This window comes from Methylocaldum sp., from assembly GCF_039794385.1.
In the GTDB taxonomy this organism is placed as follows: Bacteria; Pseudomonadota; Gammaproteobacteria; order Methylococcales; family Methylococcaceae; genus Methylocaldum.
In genome coordinates this window covers 1-2,676 of sequence record NZ_JBDIVO010000499.1, presented here as the reverse complement: position 1 = coordinate 2,676, position 2,676 = coordinate 1, and the positions used below count along the sequence as shown (strand labels likewise).

At 59.0% G+C, this 2,676-nt stretch carries 2 protein-coding genes; both read left to right on the top strand.

The genetic code is table 11. The features are described 5' to 3' along the window. Positions 1 to 2,207, top strand: a 2,207-nt coding sequence (locus ABJK70_RS23325) for a DNA phosphorothioation-associated putative methyltransferase (RefSeq protein WP_347259291.1), incomplete at its 5' end; no start/stop codon positions are given. A gap of 95 nt (positions 2,208 to 2,302) precedes the next feature. Then, positions 2,303 to 2,548 (top strand): type II toxin-antitoxin system Phd/YefM family antitoxin, encoded by a 246-nt coding sequence (locus ABJK70_RS23320; protein WP_347259290.1) that lies wholly within the window; start codon positions 2,303 to 2,305, stop codon positions 2,546 to 2,548. Positions 2,549 to 2,676 lie beyond the last annotated feature (128 nt).

The following is a 2,676-nucleotide window of genomic DNA, read 5'->3' as shown; positions in this document are numbered from 1 at the left end:
AAATGTTCGAGGCTTTGACCTCAGCCGCCGAGCAAATCGGCCTGTTCGACGACCCTTGTCGCATCGGGTTCAAGCAAGCCTGGGAAATCCTGCTGGCACAGCGCGGGTTCAGATTGGCCGGGCATGATCTGGTGCCTATCGGTAATGACGAATCGGATTCCCCTGGTCTCCTTACCTCTATTCCCCCCTTTGAAAAAGGGGGGCTAGGGGGGATTGGCGGCATCGCCCGCCATCTCACCGCGCTCACCCGCTACGGATTCTCCGCGCCGATCCAAACCCTCACCCGGTTCGGCTTTCTGGACGGTTCGAAAACAGTGTTCGACTACGGCTGCGGACGGGGGGGCGATGTGCGCGGACTCAGGGAAAACGGCATCGAAGCCGCCGGCTGGGACCCCTATTACGCGCCCGAGGAAACCCGGCGGAACGCCCATATCGTCAATCTGGGGTTCGTGATCAACGTCATCGAGGACATGGACAAGCGCGTCGAAGCCCTGCAAGGCGCCTATCGGCTGGCGGAGGAACTGCTGGTGGTCTCGGCCATGCTGGCTAACCCGGACGCCGTGCGCGGCACGCCATACGGCGACGGCATTCTGACTTCGCGCAATACTTTTCAGAAGTACTACAGCCAAGGCGAACTCCGCGCCTTCATCGCCGAAGTATTGGACGAAGAGCCCCTGCCGGTTGGCCCCGGCATCTTTTACGTCTTCAAGGACAAGGATGCCGAGCAGCGCTTCATGGTCGGACGGCTGGAGAACCGGCGGAACATCTTGCGGCTTTCTCACCTGTCCCGCCCGGCCAGGCCGCGGATCGACAAGGCGGAAGCCAAATACGAGCAGCACCGGAAGCTTCTGGATTCGTTGTGGGAAAGCTGCCTGAACCTCGGCCGCGACCCCGATCGCAGCGAATTTCCACACCCGGACGTTGCCTCCCATTTCGGCTCGTTGCCAGCGGCGTTACGCTTCGTCAAATCCCGCAAGGAAAACGCTGCAGACATCCTGGAACAGGCCCGGCGATCCCGCATCGACGACCTTCGCGTCTACTTCGCGTTGTGGCAATTCGAGAAGCGCAAACCCTACCGCCATCTCGAAGCCCGCTTGCAAAAGGATATCAAAGCCTTTTTCGGCGACTACCGGACCGCCCTCGAATCCGGCCGGGAACTCCTGTTTGCCGCCGCCAGTCCCGAGGCTATCGAACAAGCTTGCCGGGAAGCCGCCGAGCAAGGCATCGGCTGGCTGGAGGAGGGCGAATCGCTGCAACTTCCCACGCGACTGGTGGTGCAACTGCCCGCCATCCTGCGCGCCTATGTCGGCTGCGGTCTTCTGCTTTACGGGGACGTGAGCAGCGCCGATCTCATCAAGATTCATATCCGTTCCGGCAAGCTCACCCTGATGAGCTTCGACGATTTTTCCGGCAAACCGCTGCCGCGAATGCTGCAACGGATAAAGATCAACCTTCGCACCCAGGAGCTCGACATTTTCGATTACGGCGAGCCGTACGAACCGCCTTATCTCTACCGGAAATCCCGCTTCATCAACGAAGAGTTTCCGAACTACGCTGAGCAGCTGGCTTTCGACGAAAAGCTGGAAAACCTGGGAGTAGTCGACTTCAGCGGCTACGGCCCCAAGCCCATGGAATTCCATACTCGTCTCGAAGCCGCCCACTGGACCGTCGACGGCTTCCGCCTCGTCCGCAGCCGCAGCATTCCCGATTTGGACGCCCCTTGCGGGCGCTATTTCACCTACCGCCGACTGATCGAATGCGGCGAGACCCACGCCCGGACCGGCTTACCTAACCTCCCCAAGGAACCCGATAGCTATTCCGCACTGTACGATCTCGCCGTCAACATTCTGGACCCGGTGATCGACTACTTCGGGATGATCGAACTCACCTACGGCTTCTGCTCGTCGGAACTCGCCAAGCGAATCGCTGGCCGAATCGCCCCGGAACTGGACCAGCATGCAGCCCATGAATTGAACCGTAAAGGCAGGCCGATCTGCCCCCGGCTCGGCGCGGCGGCTGATTTCTTGGTGCGGGACGAAAACATGGAAGAAGTCGCCCGCTGGATCATGGCGAATCTCCCCTTTGACCGGCTGTACTACTACGGCCCGAACAAGCCGGTGCACGTCAGCTATTCGGAGCGCCCAGCGGGGGAGGCGCACGAGATGAGAGTGGTTGGAGGGAGAAGGGTGCCGAGAGTTTTTGAGTGACGAAGTGGCGGACTCGTAGCGCTGTTCTGAGTACCTTTCGATGGTACTATGCCTCCAACTAGATTAAGGGTTAGTCCACCTGCCGGAAATACATAATGCAGCACGTCAACATTCACGAAGCGAAAACCCATTTCTCCAAACTGGTGGATGCGGCTATGGCCGGCGAGGAAATCGTTATCGCGAAGGCCGGTAAGCCCGTCGCTAAACTTGTCCCTTATCGAACCGAGACTCGAAAAACCATCCGTTTCGGCCTGATGAAAGGCGAAATCGAAATTGCCGCAGATTTTGACGCCCCTTTGCCCGATGAGATCGTCGCTGATTTTGAAGGTGACGGTCAGTGAGATTGATCCTCGACACTCATGTGCTCCTGTGGGTATTGGCCGATGATGCTGCCTTATCCAATACGGCGCGTGCCGAGATCGATCGGGTGGAAGCGGTTTATGCAAGTGCGGCTTCGATATGGGAAATC